Annotated in this window: 21 protein-coding genes; 17 read left to right on the top strand and 4 right to left on the bottom strand. The window is 43.9% G+C overall.

What is annotated here, in order from left to right:
- The first annotated feature begins 145 nt into the window (after window positions 1-145).
- From gspF to ACR63N_RS13140, 17 genes are all read left to right on the top strand, one after another.
- Window positions 146-1348 carry a type II secretion system inner membrane protein GspF gene (gene gspF, locus ACR63N_RS13220; protein ID WP_367106495.1) on the top strand — a complete coding sequence of 401 codons (1203 nt, stop codon included), beginning with the start codon at window positions 146-148 and terminating at the stop codon, window positions 1346-1348.
- Window positions 1349-1739: 391 nt separating this feature from the next.
- The gene (gene gspG / locus ACR63N_RS13215) at window positions 1740-2120 is read left to right on the top strand and encodes a type II secretion system major pseudopilin GspG (protein ID WP_472782751.1); all 381 of its coding nucleotides are present in this window, start codon (window positions 1740-1742) and stop codon (window positions 2118-2120) included.
- A 227-nt stretch (window positions 2121-2347) separates the two neighbouring features.
- Window positions 2348-2923 (top strand): protein-disulfide reductase DsbD domain-containing protein, encoded by a 576-nt coding sequence (locus tag ACR63N_RS13210; RefSeq protein WP_367111301.1) that lies wholly within the window; start codon window positions 2348-2350, stop codon window positions 2921-2923.
- Window positions 2924-2944: 21 nt separating this feature from the next.
- On the top strand, window positions 2945-5131 hold the full coding sequence (locus tag ACR63N_RS13205) for a cytochrome c biogenesis protein CcdA (protein ID WP_472782150.1): 2187 nt from the start codon (window positions 2945-2947) through the stop codon (window positions 5129-5131).
- Between the two features lie 424 nt (window positions 5132-5555).
- Entirely contained in the window at window positions 5556-7028 is a 1473-nt protein-coding gene (locus tag ACR63N_RS13200; protein WP_367104496.1) for a phospholipase A, read from the top strand.
- A gap of 26 nt (window positions 7029-7054) precedes the next feature.
- On the top strand, window positions 7055-7867 hold the full coding sequence (locus tag ACR63N_RS13195) for a ComF family protein (RefSeq protein ID WP_472782149.1): 813 nt from the start codon (window positions 7055-7057) through the stop codon (window positions 7865-7867).
- Between the two features lie 211 nt (window positions 7868-8078).
- A complete protein-coding gene (locus ACR63N_RS13190) occupies window positions 8079-8582 on the top strand; it encodes a pilus assembly FimT family protein (protein WP_472782148.1) in 504 nt (167 codons plus the stop codon).
- Entirely contained in the window at window positions 8582-9154 is a 573-nt protein-coding gene (pilV, locus tag ACR63N_RS13185; protein ID WP_472782147.1) for a type IV pilus modification protein PilV, read from the top strand. Before ACR63N_RS13190 ends, pilV begins: the two co-directional genes overlap by 1 nt.
- Window positions 9154-10206, top strand: a complete 1053-nt coding sequence (locus ACR63N_RS13180; protein WP_472782146.1) for a prepilin-type N-terminal cleavage/methylation domain-containing protein — start codon at window positions 9154-9156, stop codon at window positions 10204-10206. Before pilV ends, ACR63N_RS13180 begins: the two co-directional genes overlap by 1 nt.
- A gap of 11 nt (window positions 10207-10217) precedes the next feature.
- A complete protein-coding gene (locus tag ACR63N_RS13175; protein ID WP_472782145.1) occupies window positions 10218-11183 on the top strand; it encodes a hypothetical protein in 966 nt (321 codons plus the stop codon).
- A gap of 55 nt (window positions 11184-11238) precedes the next feature.
- On the top strand, window positions 11239-15351 hold the full coding sequence (locus tag ACR63N_RS13170) for a pilus assembly protein (protein ID WP_472782144.1): 4113 nt from the start codon (window positions 11239-11241) through the stop codon (window positions 15349-15351).
- Between the two features lie 12 nt (window positions 15352-15363).
- Window positions 15364-15960, top strand: a complete 597-nt coding sequence (locus ACR63N_RS13165; protein WP_472782143.1) for a type IV pilin protein — start codon at window positions 15364-15366, stop codon at window positions 15958-15960.
- Window positions 15960-16406 carry a type IV pilin protein gene (locus ACR63N_RS13160; RefSeq protein ID WP_472782142.1) on the top strand — a complete coding sequence of 149 codons (447 nt, stop codon included), beginning with the start codon at window positions 15960-15962 and terminating at the stop codon, window positions 16404-16406. The genes ACR63N_RS13165 and ACR63N_RS13160 overlap by 1 nt, the downstream gene beginning before the upstream one ends.
- Window positions 16407-16957: 551 nt before the next feature.
- A complete protein-coding gene (locus tag ACR63N_RS13155) occupies window positions 16958-17416 on the top strand; it encodes a pilin (RefSeq protein ID WP_472782141.1) in 459 nt (152 codons plus the stop codon).
- 96 nt (window positions 17417-17512) lie between these two features.
- Window positions 17513-18712 carry a serine hydrolase domain-containing protein gene (locus tag ACR63N_RS13150; RefSeq protein WP_472782140.1) on the top strand — a complete coding sequence of 400 codons (1200 nt, stop codon included), beginning with the start codon at window positions 17513-17515 and terminating at the stop codon, window positions 18710-18712.
- A gap of 77 nt (window positions 18713-18789) precedes the next feature.
- Entirely contained in the window at window positions 18790-19275 is a 486-nt protein-coding gene (locus ACR63N_RS13145) for a pilin (protein WP_472782139.1), read from the top strand.
- 196 nt (window positions 19276-19471) lie between these two features.
- Window positions 19472-20959 carry a fused MFS/spermidine synthase gene (locus tag ACR63N_RS13140; protein WP_472782138.1) on the top strand — a complete coding sequence of 496 codons (1488 nt, stop codon included), beginning with the start codon at window positions 19472-19474 and terminating at the stop codon, window positions 20957-20959.
- Between the two features lie 158 nt (window positions 20960-21117).
- Here the strand turns inward: ACR63N_RS13140 and ACR63N_RS13135 are convergent, their stop codons facing one another.
- From ACR63N_RS13135 to fdxA (ACR63N_RS13120), 4 genes are all read right to left on the bottom strand, one after another.
- Window positions 21118-21609: a hypothetical protein gene (locus ACR63N_RS13135; protein ID WP_472782137.1), complete on the bottom strand. Its 492-nt coding sequence runs from the start codon at window positions 21607-21609 to the stop codon at window positions 21118-21120.
- Window positions 21610-21662: 53 nt separating this feature from the next.
- A complete protein-coding gene (locus ACR63N_RS13130) occupies window positions 21663-22619 on the bottom strand; it encodes a PAAR domain-containing protein (RefSeq protein ID WP_472782136.1) in 957 nt (318 codons plus the stop codon).
- Window positions 22620-23006: 387 nt separating this feature from the next.
- Window positions 23007-23330, bottom strand: coding sequence for a ferredoxin FdxA (fdxA, locus tag ACR63N_RS13125; RefSeq protein ID WP_472782135.1), 324 nt, complete (start codon window positions 23328-23330; stop codon window positions 23007-23009).
- 142 nt (window positions 23331-23472) lie between these two features.
- Window positions 23473-23796, bottom strand: a complete 324-nt coding sequence (gene fdxA / locus ACR63N_RS13120) for a ferredoxin FdxA (protein ID WP_367104512.1) — start codon at window positions 23794-23796, stop codon at window positions 23473-23475.
- Window positions 23797-23839 lie beyond the last annotated feature (43 nt).

The raw sequence follows: 23839 nt of genomic DNA, 5'->3' as shown, positions 1-23839 counted from the left end.
CTGGCGTGCTGTGTCTACGCTGACAGAGGCTGCAAAAAATTCATTCCAGTCCCGCTGTATCGTTTTTATACTGAACTCACTATAGCAATGTTCGACATGTTTCACTTATTATCTTATAACTTATCGCCTCAGGATCTTTGCTGTTATGCCAGCTTTCCATTACAAAGCGCTTGATGATCAAGGCGGTATCAAAAAAGGACTGCTTGAGGGCGACTCGGCGCGGCAAGTGCGCCAACAGCTGCGTGACAAGGACTGGACGCCGGTAGAGATCAGCGCGGTCAATGACAGGCAAAGCCGGCATAAAAGCCGCTACAAAAAACCTTCAGCCTATGAGCTGGCGCTACTTACTCGTCAGCTATCTGTACTGCTAGCTGCTGGTATTCCGCTAGAAGAAACTTTAGCTGCGGTTGCCAAGCAATCACCCAAAACCCATATCAAATCTCTAATGCTAGCGGTGCGCTCGCATGTTTTGGAGGGTTTGAGTCTGGCGCGTGCGCTGCAACAAGCTTCTAGCTTTCCGCCTTTATATATCGCCACCATCGCTGCCGGAGAGAAATCTGGTCATCTAGATCTGATTTTAAACCAGCTCGCCGACTATACCGAGAACCGCTTTGCCCTACAAAAGAAAATTCAAGGGGCAATGGTCTATCCAATCGTACTTATGGTGATGGCGGTTGGAGTAATTATGGGGCTGATGAGCTTTGTGGTACCCAAAATCGTCAAGGTGTTTGAGCAATCCGAGCAGGCGCTGCCCCTGATCACCCAAATCGTGCTCACTTTATCCAACGTTATTACCCAGTGGTGGTGGCTGATACTGCTGGTATTGGCAGGTACCGCTTTACTGTTTTACCGTTTTGCAAAAACGCAAGCCGGTAAACTTGCTATCGATAGCATCGTCCTGCGCTTGCCTATACTAGCAAGGCTGTCAAAAGGTCTCAATGCGGCGCGTTTTGCCAGTACGCTCGCGATACTCGTGCGCTCAGGGGTACCGCTTATCGAGGCGCTACACATTGGCGCAGCAGTTACCACCAATCTGCATATCCAGCAGACTATTATCACGGCGGCAGATAGAGTGACAGAGGGTGCCAGCTTATCAAGTCAGCTGGAGAAAACCGCTTATTTTCCGCCGATGATGGTACAGATGATCAAAAGTGGTGAGAATTCAGGCGAGCTTGAAAATATGCTCAGCCGCGCCGCTACCATGCAAGAAGCAGAAGCTACTAACTTTATTAGTACCTTGCTGTCGCTATTAGAACCTTTGATGTTAGTCTTGATGGGAGTGATCGTGATGATCATCGTAATGGCGGTGATGCTACCTATCGTAAACATGAATGATTTGGCAGGCTAGTTTTATCTCTTATATCTTACTTAACCTTATTATAGGTTTCCTGATTTTAACTTACTGTTAGATAATGATAAATAACAAATAAATAAACTGTTGTTCGATAAATGATTGAGCTATAGTGGATAAATACAAAATCCTAGTCTATAGTGATCCTTGTTTTAAGATATATTTTAACTTGCCCTAATATGTTCCATTGATAAAAGCTGTAATTATGATTGATAACGCCCAAACAAACGTGACCAAGCACTACCTTATGAAAAATATTAAATATCCTATGAATGCTAATTTTGAAGCTGTTAATGAACTCAAAGTGAATAGCCGCCGCGCAGCGCTTCGCCAAAGAACTCACAGCCAGTTACTGCGTAGCCAGTCAGGCTTTACCTTAATTGAGATTATGGTCGTGATCGTCATCTTAGCTATTTTGGCCGGATTGGTCGTCCCAAAAGTTGTAGGACAAAGCGATAAAGCTCGCGTAAAAACGACCGAGACCGCACTTGCCACCGTATCTAACACTTTAGATATGTACAAAGTCGACAACTCGCGCTATCCAACGACAGCGCAAGGCTTGGAGGCGCTGAGTACGCCGCCCGCTGACGCCAAAAATTACCCTGAGGGCGGCTATATCAAGGGCGGCTATCCTACTGATGGCTGGGAGAATGAGCTACAGTATGTGTCTCCAGGTAGTGAAGGACGTCCATACGATTTGTTCTCTTTAGGCGCTGATGGACAACAAGGCGGCGAGGGCCAAGACGCTGACATTTATGCGCAATTATAAAAGCAATGCTTCTAAAAAACTGCTTGGTAAACCAGTTATACAATACCTTATGATATAATAAGCTTTGATAAAGCTTAGCAAAGGACAGTTAAGCCATAAAATATCAATCGATAAGCGTTTATTGGTTGATATTTTTTATGGTGCCTTATTTTGTAGATCCCTATGTTGCAAACAAGCGCCATCAATACTTTAGTACAAGCAGATAAAGTAAAAATAGGTAGTCTTCCATGTCTAGTAAAAAATTAGTGTCTAGCAAAAAAACAGTCGCTCTAAATCGTTCATTGGCCAATAAGCCTTGTACCTTAGCATTGGTGTTAGCTAGTGTACCGCTAAGCATCGCTTTGATTAGTGCTCCTACCACCAGCCACGCTGCAAGTTTGGGCGATTTGTTTAATAGTGATAGCAGTAAGCCATCAAAGTTCTTACCAGTCGACAAAGCCTTTCAAGTCGTTAGTAACACCAAAGCTACGCCTAGCGGCACACGCCTAACGATTAATTTTGATATTACGCCAGGTCATTACGTCTATAAAGACCAGCTCACCTTAACTTTTCCTAAAGGGGTGAGCGCCGCGCCGTTTACCTTTAGTCAGAAGCCCGTTTCTATTGATGATCCAACCTTTGGCCGGGTGCCGGTATTTACGCAAAGAAATATGGTGGCCACCACAACCTTGACCACTAACAATGGTAAGGGCGCAAAGAATGCACCATTGGTTATCGGCTGGCAAGGCTGCGCCAAAGCAGGCTTGTGTTATCCGCCAGAAAAGATCAAAACCAAGGTAGATATTGCTACGCCGCGTAAATAGTTAGGGAAAAGGTAATCTTTTATGTTCAGCAAAATGCGGCAAATTCCTTGCAAATCGCCTGCAAACCATAAGTTTTGTATTAAATCTTACGCGTTGGCATTAGCTTTGGGTAGCTGTTTGCTAACAGGACTGACGGCGACTACGACTGCGCAAGCGGTTAGCTTGGGTGATCTGTTTGGTAGCAACAAAAGCGCTGAACAACCAAAATTTTTGCCTGTAAACGAGGCTTTTCAGGTCACTTATAGCACCACACCTGTTGCCACAGGTACGCGCCTAGCCATTAATTTTGATATTACGCCTGAGCATTACGTTTACAAAGATCAGATCAAGTTGACATTGCCGGATGGGATAAATGCCGCGCCTTTTACCTTTAATCAGACGCCTGTCTCTATTGATGATCCTACCTTTGGTCAAGTGCCCGTATTTGATCAAGCCAATCTGATCGCGACTACCACTTTGAGTAGTGCTAATAATAAAAGTATAGACAATGCCGCCTTTACTATAGGCTGGCAAGGCTGCGCTAAGGCAGGATTGTGTTATCCACCAGAAAAGATTAAAACCAACGTTAGTATAGCTGCCGCGCCCCAACTATCTGCTACAGCAGTTAGCCCTAACGATCAAGCGTCTGTCGCAGCAGAACAGTCAGTACTAGAGGACGCTACTGCTGCTGATGCTAATGTCGTCGACTATGATGACCCAAATAGCGTTTTAGATGACGAAGCTTTAGATTATGACACTCTAGATTACGATACCTTAGATGGCGGTGATAGTGCGACCAATACCCTCTCTGGCGCAGATACCAATATTGTAGGTGCTGCTAATAGTAGCAATAGCGCTGATAACGATGCCGTTAACGATGTAGTTAACAATGCTATTGATAATAATACAGTGGGCATCGATAGTTTGGGGGAAAACGATCCTTTTGGTCTAGCAACGCATCCATGGTTAGCATTTGGATTGTTGTTTTTAGCAGGTTTGGGACTGGCGTTGACGCCTTGCGTGCTCCCGATGCTGCCTATCGTCGCCAATATCGTCGCCCGCCAACAAAACCCTACAGTCAAAAAAGGCGTTATCTTAACCACCAGCTATGCCATTGGCGTGGCCACAGCTTATGGTCTTTTGGGCGCTCTCATCGCAGTGTTTGGAGAATCCTTAGGCATTATCGGCTGGCTACAAAACCCCATTATTTTACTCAGCTTTGCCGTTGTTTTTGTACTGCTAGCCCTATACATGCTAGGAGTTTTTACTGTGCGCCTGCCTTATGCGCTCAGTAATAAGATGCAAGGTCTAAGTCAAGCCGGGGACAGTAAGCTTGGTAGTACGGGCGGCAGCTTGCTCGCTGGATTCTTATCGGCGCTCGTCGTCTCGCCTTGTGTCTCCGCTCCGTTATTTGGTGCTCTGCTCGCTGTCTCTACGATTGGTAGCCCGCTACTAGGTTTTGCTGCCTTATTTATGCTAGGATTCGGACTATCTGCGCCGCTTATTTTGATTGGGGCCACCCAAGGCAAGATTATGCCCAGAGCAGGCGCGTGGATGAATTGGGTCAAGCAAGGTTTTGCTTTATTACTATTCGCTGTAGCTTTGCTGCTTATCGAGCGCGTCTTTATCTCATCGGTCATGCTGCTAGTATGGGCGCTTTGGTTTATGGTGGTGGCAACTTGGGCTTGGAGCTGGATAGGTAAAGCTCGTATGTTGACCCAAGCGCTTGGTTTAGTAGTCGGTATTTGGGCTACGGTATTGATTATTGGTGCCGCTTTAGGTAACGATGACAGCTTGCATCCGCTAGCGTCATTAAGTGCCCCTATGCTGTCAACTGGCGCTCAAATGTCAACAAATACAACAGAAGGTAATAGTCCAGCCAGCAACAGTAGCGCCTCCGATATACGCATCACTACGCTCGCTGAGCTGGATGCCATTACTGCGGCCAACTCTAAAGTATTGGTTGATTTGACCGCTGATTGGTGTGTTGAATGCCGCATTATGGATAAAAGTTTATTCCATAACCCGCCTGTACAGATGCAAGATTGGCAATTAGTCAGATTAGATATCACCGATACGACCGAAGATTCCAAAGCGATTTTGGCACGTTATAAATTGTTTGGACCACCGACGCTGCTTTATTATCAAGACAATCAATTGGTCAAAAAACAGGTAGGCGAGATCGGACGCCAAGAGTTTGAACAAACGCTAACGGCTCTAAATGAGTAGTGGACAGTTAAAAGTCTTAGGTTCATATTGCAGAGATGAGTCAGTAGAATGTTAATACCTACTACACAGTTGCTGACTTGTTTGTTTTTTTACTTAACGGATTAATTAACATTTTATTAGATATTTTTGATAAAATAAACAAATTTACAAAGTTTACTAAGAAATTAGTCATGTTAAATGGGCTGCGATGGTAGAGCAAGGTAGCTTTTATCGACCCTCAATATTGCTAGTATAATTTGCATAATTTGATTACACTATTTAATTACACTAAGGCAACAATATATAGCCTTCAACGGTAATAAGACGATAGTTGTCGTCTATGGTGCTGATAGTTTTTATTCGTAATTTATCTTTTCAGCTTTTATTTAACTATCCAGATAATCTGTTGGCACTATATTAAGTAGGCCAATTAGAAAGGACCTCCATGTTTGCTCATAATATCTTTCAGCATCAGGTACAGCGTAACCAACCCAAATCATTAGGATTCCAAAAGTTTCAGACCCATCTAAGCTTTGCTATTGGTATAGTGTTAAGCGGCGTAGCGATACAAGGTCACGCTGCTAATAATGGGCAAGTTTATAATGAGCTGCCAGTCGAAGATGTGTTGGTTGAAACCGACAATAATAGCTCAGCTGCGATGGCTTATAGTAGTACAAACCTGACTGCTAATGCTGCTAGTATACCTAGCAACAATGCAGCTATTAACGCGTCTATCGAAAATCAAACTTATTCTAACGATTATGCAGCAAGACCAGAAGAGCTGTTCCTTGAATGTACAGAAGTACAAACTAGTGCTGCGCGCCTGGCTTGTTATGACAAGGTTGCCCAGCAAGGTAGAACGCCTACTTATACCATGACCAAACAGCCGGTAGATCTAGCAAAAACGCTTAAAAAGACCATTACAGGTGATCCGCAGCTTGTTCTTGCACAAGAAGATGATGCTACGACTGTAGATAGCGAGCCTGCTGCTAAGTCATCCAAATCCAACCAGCGCTTAGACACTATTGGTCTTACCAAAAGAGAAGCAGAGGTTTTAGAGCAAGCAGGGGTCACCCAAAGCGATGTTGAGAAGTATTCTGTACTAAGCTTAGCTTATGATCTTGATCAAAATAGCGAGCGTGGTACGTGGACGGCAAGACCGCACAACCCCAACTATATACTGCCCCTGTTTTATAGCTTTGATCCTAATCTAAGCCCGACCTCTAGTGATCCAGATATCCCAAGAGAAGAGTACAGCTCTAATGATATTCGCAATACAGAATTAAAGTTCCAGCTGTCGTTAAAAACTAAGGTTGCCGAAGATTTATTCGATACCAGCGCTGATCTATGGTTTGGCTATACCCAGCAAGCGCATTGGCAGGTTTATAACGAAGACAACTCTAGACCGTTTCGGGGTACCGATTATCAGCCGGAGATTTTTTTGACCCAGCCAGTAACTGCCAACTTGCCTTTTGGTGGACGTTTGCGTATGTTGGGGGTAGGGGCGGTACACCATTCAAACGGTCGCTCTGATCCTATATCACGCTCATGGAACCGAGCTTATTTAATGGGCGGCGCTGAATGGGGCAAACTGACTGTGATACCGCGGGTTTGGGCTCGAATTAAAAATGAAAACGACGATGCCGATGACAATCCAGATATTACAGACTATATGGGTTATGGCGATCTGACTTTATTATATGGTCTGCCGAATCAGCAGAGCATCAGTAGTACTCTGCGCTACAATCCCAACACCAATAAAGGCGCGGCACAAATTGATTATACTTATCCATTGACCAAGAACGTCAACGGCTTTGTGCAGTTGTTCCAAGGTTATGGCGAGTCGCTCATTGACTACAATTATGAAAACACTGCTATTGGTTTTGGTATTGTCCTCAACGACTGGAAAGGGTTTTAGAACCATCCTATAGCGCATAATCATAAATGCAGCGTCTAGCGCCTTATCAAACCGGACTGTGGCTGGCAGAGTATATTAATATGCGCTGCCAGCTTTGTTATGTCTACCAAAGCGACGCGCAAGTCGCTACCTCTACTTCGTCTACCCACACATGGCGTAGCCGCCTCCATCATAAATTTAATAAAGGGCTGCTATGCACGCATTGTCATCGAAGCGTGACGTGGCTACCTACGCCTTTTAACATCGATATCGCTGCTGGTACTATTATAGGTACTAGTACTGTGCTACCTATTCAAGCAGCCACTTACTACGACTATCCGCTTCGCCAAGCCATTCGCGCTTTTAAGCATTCAGAGGACATGACCAAGCTGCCTTTATTGGTACATGTTCTGCGTCAACTGCCAAGGCCAGCTGGTTGTCACAGTCGCAATAGCGTGATCCTCCCCATGCCGACTACTGCTAGCCGCTTAAGTCGGCGCGGCTTTGATCCGGTAACGATATTATCCGCCTACCTCTCTCGGCACTGGGGTATACCTGTTTGGCGCGGCGTACAACGTATCGATCATACTATTAGCCAGCAAGGTTTGAGTCGCGCCGAGCGCTTAACCAATCTAAATGATGCCTTTACTCTCAGTGAGCCGCCGCCAGTCAAACGTATTTTACTGTTCGATGATGTCGCTACCACTGGCGCTAGTCTGCAAGCTTTGGCTCGTAGTCTACTGATTGATCCTGCTACTGCTACACCCAACTTCTCTAACGAAACCCGCTCTACAGAATATACCTCCAATCTCTATTATCTATCCGCTTATGCCCTCGCGCATGGCAGCGCTAGCCGCTAATCTTATATAACCTCATATCATACTCTGTGTTCCAACGCTCTATACCCTGACATATGAACACTTACGCTTCTAATACAAGTGGAACGAATATTGCATAACAATGCATAACAGTGCTAAGCGTAAGTACTAATAGTAATGCCAAAACCATAGTAAGGCTACAGATACTGTAATCGTACTCGCTGTCATTTTATGTGGTCAATAGGATACTGATGTGAACGTTCCTTTATATAGCTCGTCGTATCGTAATCTCCGTAGCAGCGCAGGGTTTACCCTGATTGAGCTGATGGTCACTATTGCTGTGCTCGCAATCATCGTCAGCATCGCTGCGCCCAATATCAGTAACCAGCTGGCCAATCAGCGCGTAAAGTCAACGGTCTCTAGCATAGAGAGCGCGCTTAAAGAGGCCAAGGCCGAAAGCATTATTCGCAGGCAAGACATCACGGTCGTTTATAGTAATGCTGATAACACTATTAAGTTGAAAGATGATAGTAACACGGACTTAGCGACCTATAATGTCGCCTCTCAAAGCACCATCAATCAGGTAATCACACCAACTACGGTCACCGAGGTAACTTTTCAGCCCAATAAAGTCATGTTTGGCGGTGCCAGCGTGATCTATACCGTCTGTGATAGTGCTTCTACCAACGAAACCCCAAGGCAAGTGAGTCTTAACAGTATCGCTAATATCAATACGACGACGGTTGGGAGCTGCTAATGAAAACGCAAGTGACTCAAGCTGGTGTGGGATTGATTGAGGTGATGGTGGCGCTGCTGCTGCTTACCGTGGCGGTACTTGGGTTTAGCGCTATGCAAATGAGCGCTATAAAAGCGACTGATGAGAGCCTGATGCGTACGCGTTCTATATCTACTATGAAAACCTTGTCAGAGAGTATGCGCATACTACCTAATAGCAGTCCGCTATACAGGACGCAGGTAAACAACATTTTTAAAAGTAGTAAAAAAGAAAATACCGATTATGACATAAGTGCCTATTGCGCAGATGTCAAAACTTATAGTGCCGCAGCGTCTGATTGCAACACAGGCAACTGTAGTGTAAATGAGATGGTCACTCACAATGTTGGCATCATCCTAAGCTCCGCTTGCGAAAAAGAGATTGCGCTGAATATGGAGGTTTGTACCGGTACTGCTGATATGAATGAGCGTCAGTGTATCATCGCTGCGTGGAGTCAGACCAAACCGACTATGAACGATGAGAAGTACTCCTGTACAGATGCCAATGGTACTTACAAACCTGGTGCTTCGTGTTTTATCATGGAGGCTTACTAATGTCTACTCTGCCTTATATTTCCTTCAACAAACCTACCAATCCGCTATCTATAAACCAGCAAGGTTTTACCTTGGTGGAATTGATGATCTCCTTAGTCTTAGGACTACTAATATCAGCCGCGGTAATACAAGTCTATATTACCAACGTCAGAGCAGTAACTTTGCAAGAAGCAGGCTCAAGTATTATTGATTCTAACGTCTTTGGTATACCAGTGCTAGAAGAACACATTCGACTGGCTAACTTGGGGCTTGCCGATACTATAAATGATACCAGTGCTGGGGCAGGGGTAGTGTTAACCCAAACTGGCAATCTAAAAGACATAAAGCTGACGGGTGATGAAGATGTGCCTCTCACCCTGCTCACCAATACCGGTGATGTAACAACTAAAGGTACAGGTAACCAGTGGTCAGCAAAGACTGCGACCAACACTGCAAGCGGGCAGCTCACCATTCAGTTTAGAGCGCCGCAAGATATGTTCGACTGTGAAGGTAGGCATGCCTTGGGTCCAAGAGCAGTTAACATCAACAAAGTCAAAAAGGTGATCGACGGTCAAATCGTTATAGAGCGTTACTATTTAAATGCTCAAGACGCCTCTAAACCCAATCAGCTCTCTTTGTACTGTGATGCTGGCAAATATATTACCGAATTTATGGATGACTATTCAGAGCAAGGGGACACCGACAAACCCGCTTCCGTGTTGACTGCCAAGGACCGAATAAAAGACTTCGGTGACAAAGGCGTCGTCGTTGTTCAAAACATGGATTATTTCGATATCTTGCTCGGAACCAAAAAGGCTAATGACATACGCTATTACACAGTCAAACAGTACATGGATCTGACGGACAAACCAGATGTCATATCGGTAAAAGTGGGCGGCATCGTACGCTCCAATAATGTCGTTCAAACCTCAGAGCTATCTAATAAGTTCTCCGTTTTGGGTAATAATATAGCTTTAAAGACTGATGCCACAGACGTAGAAAAAAAGTACTTACGCTTCGCTTTTCAAAATGAAATAGCGCTGCGCAATGCCAGACCGAAACCCTCTATATAAGGCGAAATATCATGAAAAAGCATATCTCTATGCCTACTCATCAGCAAGGTGTCGCCTTGATTGTGGTTTTATTATTTTTGGTCCTTATTACGCTTGCAGGCGCTATAGCGGTGAGAAGCAGTACGACCGACTTAAAACTTGCCACCAGCGAGCAAGCAGATGCTTTGCTACTAAATACCGCAGACAATAATAATAAAAGTATCGAGCAGCTGATCAATGTCGATCCCACTGACGCCGCTGCCGTCACTCAAAAAAATCTAGCGCTCAGCTCAGCTGGCATGTTCGGCTATTTTATGAATATCGGCGCAGATGAGAACCGCGGCGATCAAATTGTGTTTTGTTATCGCCCGCGCGCTGACTACTTTTTTAGAATGAATGAAGCAACTGTCATTGATCCAAGCGGCGGCAGCAAACTCACTACAGGCTCATCAAGTACAGGCGGGTTTTGCAGGGTTAGTAAAGCTGAAGACTTTAGTAGCGCTCGTAACAACGTAATGACGCAGGTAGCGGTCACGCGGCCCAGTAGCGATATGGTAGCGGCAGCACCTTTTGAATACGTACCGTTAGAGCAGACCATAACCACCAGCAACGTCACCAGCAGCTCACCCAATTTTCGTCTGTTTAGTAGCTCGTTTCTACCCGGACTGACGCAGGCCAAAGAAAGTGACATCTTAGAGTGTCTAAAAAAGCCCAATCAAAACGCAGGGGACTTTGGTTATAGCGCTAAAGACGATGACGATAACGACATTACTAAATACTACGATGAGACGTTGACCGGGTGCCTTGCGCGTATCGGTGTCCCTACTACGACACTGGTTGAGGACGTCAAGCTTGAGAACATACTAACCTCCAAAAAATGCTTAGATTACGGCAAAGGTAGTGCTAGCAACGCATTCAGTGATGCTTGTCAAAAGATATTAAATGTTACCGCCTCCGGTGTACCCAAAGCCGCTAGCGCTGCTGGTTCAAAAAACTAATCTCAATAGCCCTACGCTGTCTGGTATTAATACTTATTACTCCAAGGAGTACCATATGAAAAATCTTAACTCACTAGCAGTGCAGCAATGTACTCCTCAGACACTATTTAAAGTGTCTGCACTTGCGCTGGCAGTATCTACCATTGGTATGGTCACAACGGCTAAAGCTGCGGTTAGTTACGATGCCAAAGGGGTTGCAAGCTATAACTCTTTGGGTGATCTATCGATCTATCAGCCACCTGTAGGCGAGATTCAGCCGACGGTTATGCTGATGCTCGATAAGTCAGGCAGTATGGGGAACTTTACCCAAGGTCGCCAACGTATCGATAGCTTATGGGAGGACTACGGTAGCGCGGACTATCAAAAAAAGCCTTACATTATTTCAGAGAAAAAAGAGACAGTGAGAACTGAGCGTGTCTGTGTCAGCTCCTTTTTTGGTTATTGTTTTAGATATGAAGATAGAGAAGTTATCGTTGTAGAAACGGTAGAAAAAAAATATGATTATCATACACCTAATTTAACAGGTAAAGATAATAGACCTTGTTACTACAGTAATGATAGCAAAACAACGGTACAAAACGCTTTAAGTAGAGGGTCTTATCCTAATGATTTTAAAGAAAACTTTATTAGTCAGACTCGTACAGACGATGGTGAGAGCTATCCTATTACCTACTGTATCGATACCAGTAGCCAAGATACTCGTAGCGCCGCAGAGAAAACGGCTAAGGATGTACCAACCAACTGGCGGCTAGATAGGATGAGTGCGCTAAAAGCTGCGGTATTCAAACTGCTACGTAACCCCAGAATGGACGATAACGTCAGCGTAGGCGCAGGGTCTTATGGTCATGGTGGACGATATGGCAAAATCGGTGTTGCTGCCAAGCCTCTAGATAATGATCAAAAAGACGATATCAGAGACTACGTGGCAGACTTAGACCCTTATGGCGGTACGCCAACTGCCAAAGCTTACGCGGAAGCGGGCGCTTATGTTTTGGGTAGCTCTACAGCAGGCGGCGGTTCTGACTATAGTGGTTTTTTGAATATTAATAATGATGGCGTGATACGTAACAACAATAACTATATCAAACCTGAAAGCTCACAGTGTGCCGGTACTGGTATATACCTGCTAACAGATGGTGAGCCTAACAGTGGCGGCTCCTACACCCAGTACATAATGGGTCAGACTTTAGATAATAGTAGCTTTAAGTGTAATGGCTCATTGAGTAACACAGGCGCGGCTGGCGGAGATGACGCCAGGTGGGACTGTACTGGCGACTATGCTCAGGCTTTAAATGACAAAGGCATCAAAACCGCTATGGTAGGTTTTGGTAGTAGCTTTAATGCTTTTAATAATTCTAGTAACTATCAGTCTATACAAGCTGCTCTGTCCGATGGCACGCCTTATGAGAAAAAGTACTACCGCTGTGACCTCTTAACCAATAAAGACGCACAGAACTCATGCAACCTCGGTATGGAGTCAGAAGATACTAAGACAGGTTTTGCAGGGTATCCGGGCGTTGGTGGTTTTGGTGAGGGTGGCTTTTATTATGCCAAAGACTCAAAAGATATCGTTAATAGCGTGCTATCTTTTATTACCAAGCTTGATAATGATTTAGCCAGCATACCCTCCGGCACCATTACTATTCCTCAAGATCCACTAAGTGCACAAAATATACAGCCCTTTGCCTATCTACCTATGCTTGAGCCAAAAGTGGGCTCTAATCTTATGATATGGCCGGGTAACCTAAAGAAGTATGAAGTCAATCAAGGTACTTTATATGGCAGGTCAGCGACAGGAACCAATGCCGATACGCGCCTATACGTCAATATCGATAAAGACGGCAGAATTGATACCACAGGGAAAAAATTCCCAGCGGATCTAAATCCAAATGCGCGTGATCTTTGGAGCACTAAAAACTACCAAAGTGTTGATAGTAATGGTAATACGATCAACGTCAATGATCGCATAACCGCAGGTGGTTTTTATGCGCGTCTCAAGTCGCCAACTGCAGCCAACAATACTACTCGCGCCGTCTACGTCGAGAGTGACACTGGTCTCAAAAAATTAGCCGTGACCGCTGGTAAGTTAGTAGGCTTTAACGAGCTAGATAGCAGTTATGGCGCGGCAGAAAAGCTGTATCTGCTTAGCTTTTTGGGCTATGACATCAACATCGATACCGCTTTGATCAACAAGATAAAAGCAGCAAGTAACCAAGAGACTGAGCTTGCCAAACTAATCACTTCTCCCAGCGGCGAGGTCAAAGTACTCGGCGGTGTACTACATTCAGAGCCCACCGTAGTTAGCTATGGCGGCAAAATTAACTCACCTGAAAAAGATGCCAATAGTGATGACATTATAGATGCTGATGCTGGACAAGTCTCAACCGATCCCAGTGACCGTAGTGACTACGTCATGTTTGGTTCTATGGAGGGCGCTCTACATTTAGCAAAATCTGAAACGGGTGAAGAAGCCCTTGCTTTTGTGCCAAAGACATTGATAAAAAATCAACTAAAAGCCCTAAAAGACACCGCTGTGAATACCGATGCGACGATGCAAACGCCAGTGTTCGGCGTTGATGCGCCATGGACATCAGCGGGCAGTTACAAATATACGTTCGCTAGCGATGGCAGTGGTTCTGTCGCTGCCAGTAGCATGAATGTCTATGGCGGCTTGAGTAAAGGCGGAACAGGGCTGTATGGACTAAATGTAAGCACGATTACTGATCCCAAAAGGCTGTTTGCCATTGACAGCGGTACAACGGGTTATAGCCGTATGGGTATGATTATGGCAAAGCCTGTCGTCGGTAAGATCAAGATCGGCACCGGTGATAATGCGGTCAAGGACGTCCTTATCTTTGGCGGCGGCTATGACAAATGCTATGAAGACCCTACCTTTAAGCTGGGCTCTACGACTAACAATATTAGCGGCTGTAGTAGTGTTGCTCAGGCAAAAGGTAATGCGGTATATATTGCTGATGCCAATACAGGTACGCTGATCGCCTCGATATCAGGCGCGACTGCAGGCGGCAAAAACGTCAGCGTATCCTCCATGAAGCATAGCATTGTCAGTGAAATTACCACCCTAGATCGTGACAATGATGGACTCATCGATCACTTATACTTTGGTGATTTAGGCGGGCAATTATACCGTGTCGATCTACAAAACGGTCAGAGCTTAGGCTCAAGCACCGGTCTCAATACCTTTGTGCGCCGCGTCGCTAGAGTATTAAATACCAGCGGTGATGGTACCAGTGACGCGACCTCTAAGGCTTTGGCTAATAAAGGCCTGCAATATCGGTTTTATACTCAGCCCTCAGTAAGCTTTTTTCAACCTGATGGTGCTAACACTCCGCGTGTTGCTGTCGTAAACATAGCCTCAGGCGATCGTAGCAGTCCACTATCACGTCACCGTAATAGTTTAACCGAAGCCAATAGAGTCTTTGGTATCATAGATAGAGACATCGTTCAACAAAACCTATATGGCGACCCAACTACCCTAACCGTGAGCGAGCTGACGCTAGACGCTCTAGCTTCCCTGCCTTTTGATAAGGTAACGACGCCTACAGGTGCTCCAGCCGTCGCCAAAACCAAGGCTGGCGTAATCACTGCTCTAAAAAACGGCGTCTTTCAGGGCTGGAGCTATCCGCTGACTTATTTTGATGGCTACTCAAACATCAAGCATGTCAAGAGCATGGGTGATGGCCTAGCTATGGGCGGTATCTATTATATGACCGCTTATAGCCCTGAGATGCAGTATGACACGACCGTCAATACTTGCTCGGCGCAAGTGGTTGGCGGCTCAGAGCGTCAATTGTACTGCCTGCCATGGGGCGTTTGTGAGGCAGAAACTTCCAAAAACGGTACCGGCGGGTTTGTACGTGCAGGTAAGGGCATACAAGAGCTGGCACTAGGCGCTTTTAGTAAAGACTTTACCAATGTGCAAGTACTTGTAGGCAATCAAACGTTCTCCGAGCAGACGGTCGATAAAAACCGTAGCGGCTACGATGGGAGAAACTTTTCAGACACCATACCCGATATTTTATCTCACAGTTTCAACGGTAGCGGCAAGCCCTCCGATAAGGATGGTATGGGGTCAGCAGGTATATTTAGTAATACCAGCGGCTATGTGCTTGACACCCAGCGCTGGTATCGCAAGTCCTCTGACTAGGATAAAAAGATTATGAATCATAACTATATCCTACGGACCTATAGCGGTACTCAGTCCGCTCGCAATCAAGGCTTTACGCTGATTGAGCTGATGATTGTAGTGATGATCATTGGGATATTAGCTGCGATTGCTGTACCCTCTTATCGTCAATATGTCGTATACAATGCCGAGCTAGAAGTACAGTCGCAGATGAAGCGCTTGGAGATAGAGCTTAATCGCTGGCGAGCCTCGGCATTAACTTACAAGGGCTTTGTCCCCAAAAAGAGTATCAATGCTGCTGGCGAGGCGACCTACGGTTTTGATGAATCCGATAATAAGACTATCTATCTGCCCAAGAACAGCAATGCTACCAACTATAAATACAAAATTAGTCTGGTCGATGGCACTGATACCACCAAAAGCCTGGTTGCGACCGAAACGGGTGGCAACGTGAGCAATGCCGTTGGCCGCTCTTGGAAAATGATGGCGGAGCCTAGTCCTAGTAGCAGCTACGCGTCCGCTGACAAAATAGTATTAGCTAGCAACGGTCTACAGTGTAAAACTAAAAATAATGATAGTAGTGTAACCCTAGCCTCTAGTGACTGCGGCGGCTATTCGGAGAGTTGGTAATGCAAAGCATAAAAGGTATAAAGGGTATAGAGAAGCAAAGAGGTTTTACCCTGATTGAGTTAATGATTGTCGTTGCTATCCTCGGCATACTCGCAGCTATTGCTTTTCCTAGTTATCAAGGTTACGTCGTCAAGACCAAGCGCGTAGATATGATGAATGAGATGCAAAATATCGCCTCCGAGATTGAGAGTCGTAAGCTGGCACAAGGTAGATATAGTAATGAGCTGACGACAAATCTGGGCGGCAGTTATCCCAAACAAGGTACTGCGCTATATACTGTAGGCTTTACGCCCAGTCCCCTTACTGAGAAATGGACAATTACAGCTACCCCTGTTGCAGGGAATCAGATGGCAAACGATGGCCCACTGACCTTGAACTATCAAAATGTGAAATGTCGGGGTAGTGGCAGCGATAAAAAATGTGGTATTAGTAATGAATGGCAATAAAACCAGCCGCCAAATTTAATAGCTACTTTCTATCGCTTTATAGCTTACTTTTTAGTCAACGTTGACAATAACTGTCATTTTTCTTAACAAATTTTCTATGAGGGTGACAATTCAAAGCAAGCATCTAGCAATAATATCCTTCTGACAAAAATGGTCATTCCTCATAAAAAGCACCGATTGGCCGTTTATCTACCAAATATTTTCATACTGTAATAAAAAATACCACTCATCTTCTAAAAATAAACTTCCATACTTATATCGAATAAATTTTAATCTATTTTTAATAAATAGCTGTTAAATGAATATTTTATCCTTGGACACTCGACTGACAATATTGAGTCATTAGACTCAAAAACTAGCTGTAGGCCTTACTGATAAAGCAAATAATACACTCCTCTAAAAAGTTGGCACACTACCTGCAACAGTTATTATAAGAAAGCTATTAAGACAATAGGGCGCTAATCTTAGCGTATATCTATATCACTGACGACAGGTCTCTACGCCTAACTAAGACATGGCAAGCTGTCATTATATTATCCAAAGGAGTTCTTATGAACGCTCAAAAAGGTTTTACCCTAATCGAACTAATGATCGTTGTTGCTATTATCGGTATCTTGGCGGCGGTTGCTATTCCTCAGTATCAGAACTATGTGACTAAGTCACAAGTAACGCGTGTCGTTGGAGAAACAGGTTCATTACGTACCTTAGTTGATCTATGTCTAACTGATGGTAACGAGTGTAATTTTAGTGTGCCAAAATCTAGCCTCTTAGGTGCAGAGACTACAGTTACAGTAGGTTCTGTTGAGGCTTCTCAGCCTGTAGTAACTATGAATCGAGCAACTGGTGAAAGTTCTATCGTTGCTAAGTTTGGAGCTTCAGCAGCTGGTACGTTATCAACTAAAACTGTTACCTGGAGTCGTGCAACATCCGCAACTGGCGGCGCATGGACTTGTGCTAGTACTGTTAGTAACAAATATACGCCAACAAGCTGCACTGGTGCTACAGAATAAACATCATAAAGTTAAATAAATATTTACATATTTTTAATGAAAAGAGACTTTGAAAGTCTCTTTTTTTTACTTCAAAATATAATATATTGAGCAATTATGTTGAAAAATATAAAGAGAAATGACTTTCTGATCATTGTTGGTCTATTATTAATTGCGCTAGTGTTTGTCTATTACTACGTTAATTCTCTTGCTCGTAATAAATTATGGTTAAAAACCTATCTAGTACGCGCTGAATTATCAGTTCAGAAAACAAATTGTAGTGACGATAGTCCCACGTGGCTAGCAGATATCTTAAATCATCAAACTCGTCATAATAATGCGCCAGCCAATCAAATTGCTTATATCGATCAGCAGGACAACTTGCACCATTGTGAGAACGGTTATGTCGGGCAGTATCCGCTTTTATCTGATCCTACAACGCAGCAGACACGTTTTCGTTATGCCAGTGTGACCAAACTGTGGACAGCTGACACTATTTTGTTACTGATTAAAGAGGGCAAGTTATCATTAGATACTAAGCTATCTGATATTATTACTGAAATTGATAAACCAAAAGATCCAAACGTAAACGAGATTACAATACGTGAGCTTTTATTGCATCGTGCCGGTTTTGATCGTTATAGCATGTTCGGTCAGGATATGTTTGGCATTGGCAAACCAATTTGCCCTGATAATCTACAAGGTCTCAATGATATTAAATTAGGATTCATTCCTGATAGCAAGACCAGCTATTCTAACCTGGGCTACTGTCTACTTGGTGAAGTCATTAGTCGCTTAAACGACGATAGATCTTATAAAAATGTCATAGCTCAGCAATATAATTTTGCAAATAGCACTTTACAGTTTGTTTCAGATGCAGCGCTACCGGATGAAGTGTCTTACAACTATGTTGAGACAGGTTTGACCGGACACGCTAATATTTATACCGCGTTTAATTATGATGGTTTAGCCTCAGCGGCAGGCTTATCCGGTAACGCCATTGACCTTGCAAAGCAAGTTAAAGCGATGGCAGCCAAACCTGCGCCAAATATATTATCAGTAGATAGTAAAGTCGCCTGCGATAAAGCTCAGATTCAAGAGTGCTACGGTTATGCGATGATTCCTTATCAACCTGACGACCAAGCGACTACCGTATACTTTCGAGACGGTAGTTTATTAGGATTATCTTCATTAGCTGCCGTAGACGACCGAGGCGGAGTAGTAGCACTACTTAGTAATGGCACACCGAGTAATGGCGCTCAAGGTAATAATAAAGTCAAAATGATGATATATCAGCATCTTGCAGCTGCTCAGTAGAGTTATTATGGCGTCTAAAAATGGTTATGGCATAAATCATGCTTAATGAAGTTACCATTTTTAGAACATTATAAACGATGCATACTTATCGTACACAGTCCGGTTTTACCCTTATTGAAGTCGCTATAGTCGTCGCTATTATTGGCGTGCTCGCAGCCATTGCTATTCCGCAGTATCAAATCTACGTGGGTAAAGCACAAACCACTAGATTAATAGGTGAGTTAGGCGAATTAAGACTATCCGTAGAGAGCTGTCTACAAACGGGAGTTACTGAGATTGGACTTGATACCGACGAATGTGATCCTAGAGCTTCTGCATCTAACCTTATATTAGGCAGCTCGCAAGTAGGCGTAACCTTAGCCAATAATATGGGTGTGGCTCAATTAAGTAATCCGCTGACCGCGACCGCTAGCATTACCGCTGTCGTCTCCAACCAAGTTATACCAAATCTGGCTGGCAAAAAGATAGAGTGGCTCCGTACTAGCAGTGGTTCATGGGATTGTCGTAGTAATATTGCTTATACTTATCTACCTAACTCTTGTGCTCATGATGCTAGCTTGTAGTTGGCGTAGGCTGGGTTTTTAACCCAGCTTTTTTATTCTGCAAGTTTACAATGCTGGGTTAAAAACCCAGCCTACAAAAAATCCTACTCAATATCTCAAAAAGCCAAACGTTATGTTCGGCTTTTTTCGTTCATCCCACCCTACCAAGAATAGTGTAAACTCTGCATAATCGCTCACCACTATAATGAGTCCGCTTATGCAAAAAAAGGTCTTGGGAATCTGTTTGGTCATCGCGCTGCTTGAGGGCTTTGCTGGTCTCGGTATCGAGATTTATGCTATTCGCATATCAGCGACTTATATCGGCTCCTCCATCTCTATCACCGGCGTCATCCTCGCGATGGTATTGATCGCTATCGCGCTCGGCTACTGGTACGGCGGGCGTTTGTCACAAGCCGCGCGTACCCCGAGGCAAGCATTATTGCAGGCAGGCTATGTCTTATCACTGTCTGCTATTTCTCACGCTATCGCCTGTATTGTACAATTGCCCCTACTAGCCGTCATGACCGCAAGTACCGACAGCCCGATTATCGCCGCTATCGGTGTCGGGCTGCTATTTGGAGTAGGGCTAGCGTTTGGTTCGACCTCTATTCCGCTGATTACCCAGTTTTTATCGTTAAAGTATGAGAACCTGGAAGGCGTCGATGCCGGTAAAAACGCAGGGATGATGGTAGCGATCACCACTGTGGGTAGTGTGCTCGGCTCCACGGTGACACCGATTTTGCTATTGCCTTATATTGGCTTGATGAGTAGCTTAGCGTTATTTATCGTATCGCTGGCGATAAGCGCTTGGTTATGTACCAAACTTGCCACTCAAATGCATAGCGAGGAGCCAATCGGTCAGTCGAATCATTTGACCAACTATATGCTGTCGATGTCAGCGCTAGTGATGACCGTGGCCTTTATCATGATGAATAGAGTCGATACTGGCTTTCAGACCGCGACGGGCGCTTGGTTTATCAACTACATCAACTATGATGGGCAAATGGCGGCGACCATTACTGACAAACCCGGCAAAGCCACCAGCAGCTGCTGGATTTACCAATCGCAAAAGAACTGTCATTGGTACGGCGAGATCACCATCAAGGGTATAGAACAAACCAACTCTGAGAATTTAGTGTTTTTAGGCGGCGCGGGTATGGGTATCCCCAGCGAAGTGGCGCATCATAACCCTGATATGGACGTCACCGTCATCGATATTGATAAAGACTTACCGGACATTATCGAAGCGCACTTTTTGCAAGCGCCGATCGCGAGCAACATTGACTTTGTCGGCGACGATGCTAGAGGTTATCTGAACCGTAATCGTGACGCTAATTATGATTTTATGCTTATCGACGCCTTTCAAGGTCAGTACGTGGCGGGTAACCTATATACCCTTGAAGCCCTTGAGCGCTTTCAAGATACCAGCAAATACATCATGGCGAATCTGATTGGTATGCCGCACAAAGAACACGGCTATACTCAAACCTTATTTAAAAACTGGTTGGAAGTATTTGGCGACTCCGCCTACGTGCTCACCAAAAACGATACCGCGAACCTGCAAAATATCATGCTGTGCAATTTTGCCTGCCCCGGCAGTCAGAAGCTTGCGCAAATGGATTATCTAAATCCTAGCCAGCAGGTGCATACCGACGATATACCTCGACTGGATAGATATTATTATCGGGCGATTGAGAGGTTGTAAGATGATGGATGCAAATTATAGGGTGGTAAGAGGGGTAGGATGCGTTCCACGCACCTAGAAGTTGCAGAAAGTTTTAATGGTGCGTGGAACGTACCCTACGGTTACTTAAATATTCGTTTTCATTTTTTGGTTTAAGTAGCCGCATTTAAAAGCTTTTGTCACTTAGGCGTATAAGGATAGTCAAATTCACGATGAAAATATACGTTTTCTTCTTCTTTATCGTCTATTCCTCCAATTCCAACTACTACAGATTGTGTTTTAAAAGGTCTAAAAATTCTTTGTTTTAAGTTTGGATTATCGGTGTCCAAACAGATCTTTTGTCCTTTTTCTATAATATAATATTTTTCATCTATAGGAGCTATAGTCAGCATTGTACGACTTTGATCGTCAGGAACATCGTAATTATATATTTCTAAGCTGCTCATTTTTATATACTTTATTTGTATAGGCTGATCATGTAATACTGTTGTTGCAAATAAAGGTTCAAAACACAAACCACCCTTATCATTGGTTGATATTTCAATATCACCTTCTATTGCAGAAGAAGGATGAGGAGTTTTAAAACAGCCAGAAATACCTACTATCAGTAACGAACAGATAGGTAATACAAGACAAGATACAAATGGCTTCGACAGATCACCTATAAACATTCAGAATCCTTTTAACAACATCGGTAAAGTAGTCAGTACAGTAAGAATGACTTCTACCATACTTTTGGACTAGGCTTTTTAAAATTATCACCTATGACATTTTCGTAGTCTTGTAAACTAGGTCTACTGCTATTAGTAGCATAAATTGGAACATTAAGTTTTTCACGTATGGCATAATAATCTCCAATGATAGCAGCCTGTTGCTCTAACCCGTAATCACTTAAGTCTCTACGATTAGTTATGGCTCCCGAGATATAGAGTTTGTAGATATAAGGATCTCCTACAGCAGCTAATACTCCTAAGGTAAGTCCGCGAGTTTTTACAGCTTTGCCATGTTGATGTTGCCAAACATGGGTCATTTCATGTATAAAAGTGCGTCTGTTTTCATCGGAAGCACTTGAAAAATCTTCCTTATAAGCAGTACCAGGGAAATATATGTTGCCATTCGGTGCCATAGCTCTATTGTCTGGTTGAACAGGCTTCCATTTCCCATTATAAATACCTATACCATTTCCTTCTCCTTTTCCTTTTCCTCCAAAATTGATAGCATCTCCAAATACGCTTTCAGCGATTCTTAATTCACCTGATGTCATATCACGTCTTATAGGTTGTGGTTGATACTGCTCTATTTGGTTTCCGGGACCTGCTGTCAAGCTAGCAAACAAAGCCTCAGGATCAGACTTAGGAAATACCAAAGGCTCAGGTTGTTCCATTCTAGGCTCAGGCTGCTCAACCCCAAATACCTCAAAGTCTGACTCGGCAAACGACTGCTGAATAGCTATGAGCTTGGCGCCGCAGCTGGTAATGTCACCTTCGCGAGCAATCGGTGCGCCGTCCACAATAAATGAAGGGTCACCGGTAAGAATGGTCGTGACTTTTTTACATTTTTTGCAGAGGACTTTATCGCCTTTACGCGAGACTTGCACGCCATTGTGTGTCGTATAGGGTGATCCGGTAATGACTTCACCGCCGTGAGTGGTTTTTGCGCCCACTGTGATATAAGCTGCCATGGTATTTTCCGAAAAAAGTGTTTTCCAAAAAGCATATTGAATGTTTAACAAACGATTTAAGATGCTAATTTACGTTAAAAAGTATCTTATAATTTATAGCAGAAAAGAACAAAAGTATATTAATATTAGGTATTAGTATGGCATTCAACAACAATTAGATAAGACAGCTTTAGATAAAACAGCTAAGGCAAAAGAGCTAGGCAAGGAAAGATATAGCTCGCCGTAATGTAAGGGATAGCCGTGTGTAAGAGGTGCGCTACGATGTATTAACCGTACTGATTGTTAGGTGTAATGAACAAAAAAAAGACCATGACAATAGTCACAGTCTTATTCACAAAGCGGTATTTGTAGCAGTATTATGTCCAGTATTCAATCATGGACAGATCACTACTTCTCTAAATACTGAATCTTACCCTCAACCCCATCCCACTTCTCAGCGTCTGGCAACGGCTCTTTCATCTGTGTAATATTCGGCCATTTTTTTGCCAGCTCTGCGTTAAGTTGCATAAATATTTGTTGATCTTGTGGAACCTCGTCATCTGCATATATCGCATCGACAGGACATTCAGGCACGCATAAGGCGCAGTCGATACACTCATCAGGATCAATAGCTAAGAAGTTTGGCCCTTCATAAAAGCAGTCCACAGGGCAGACCTCCACACAGTCCGTGTATTTGCAAAGGATGCAGTTCTCTGTAACGACAAAGGTCATAACGAGCTACCTGTTATTAAAAAGCTGATAAATAATGAGCGGGTCGCGCCCTATAACTCAATAAAATAAACAATAAAAAACCATCTAACCGTATGATACCGTTAAATGGTTTTGAATATCTAAAAAACGTCTATTTAAAAGGCTACTTCTCTAAATACTGAATCTTGCCTTCAACCCCGTCCCATTTTTCAGCATCGGGCATAGGTTCTTTCATCTCTGTGATATTGGGCCACTTTTGTGCCAGCTCTTCGTTGAGCTGAATAAATATTTCTTGGCCTTTGGGCACCTCATCTTCTGAGAAGATCGCGTTGGCGGGGCACTCAGGCTCGCATAGGGCGCAGTCGATACACTCATCAGGATCGATAACTAAGAAGTTTGGGCCTTCATAAAAGCAGTCCACAGGGCAGACTTCCACACAGTCAGTATGTTTACAAAGAATACAATTATCTGCAACGACAAAGGTCATAACGATGGCTACCTGTTATTGGTTCGGCTAATAAGTTGATTTG

The organism is Psychrobacter sp. M4 (assembly GCF_055699795.1).
This window is presented reverse-complemented; position numbering and strand designations above follow the sequence as displayed.